Source organism: Mesorhizobium sp. M4A.F.Ca.ET.050.02.1.1, from assembly GCF_003997725.1.
Lineage (GTDB): Bacteria > Pseudomonadota > Alphaproteobacteria > Rhizobiales > Rhizobiaceae > Mesorhizobium.
On sequence record NZ_RZSG01001500.1, the window covers coordinates 1 to 464 of the forward strand.

Here is a 464-nt window from a genome sequence, read left to right on the forward strand (position 1 = left end):
GGTCTATGAGAAGGGCCTGCCGGCGGGCAGCGACGCGGCCGGCAACAGCGAGATATTCAACGGCGCCATCACGCCGGCCGGCGGCACGGGGCCCTATACCTATACGCTCAACTCATCGGCCACCGGCAGCTACGGCAACCTGGTGCTCAATGCAGACGGCACCTACACCTACACGCTGACCCATACCTATGACGGCGCGACCCTCAACAACGGCATCACCACCGAACAGGACAAGGACAGCTTCACCTATACGGTGACCGACGCACACGGCAACACAACCACCGGCACCATCCTGGTCGACATCGTCGACGACGTGTCATCCTTCACCCTCGTCAATGATGGGAACGCCGATGGCATCGTCAGCCTGTCGGCGCTCAATCCGGCAACAGCTACCACCTACGACGGCCAGTTCGCCGAGTGGCAGTACGGGGCGGATGGGTTCGGCGGCATCACGGCCACAGGGC

General features: G+C 63.4%; 1 protein-coding gene. It reads left to right on the forward strand.

Annotated elements, in window-relative coordinates:
• Nucleotides 1-464, forward strand: a 464-nt coding sequence (locus tag EOA33_RS38365) for a VCBS domain-containing protein (protein WP_210212670.1), incomplete at both ends; no start/stop codon positions are given.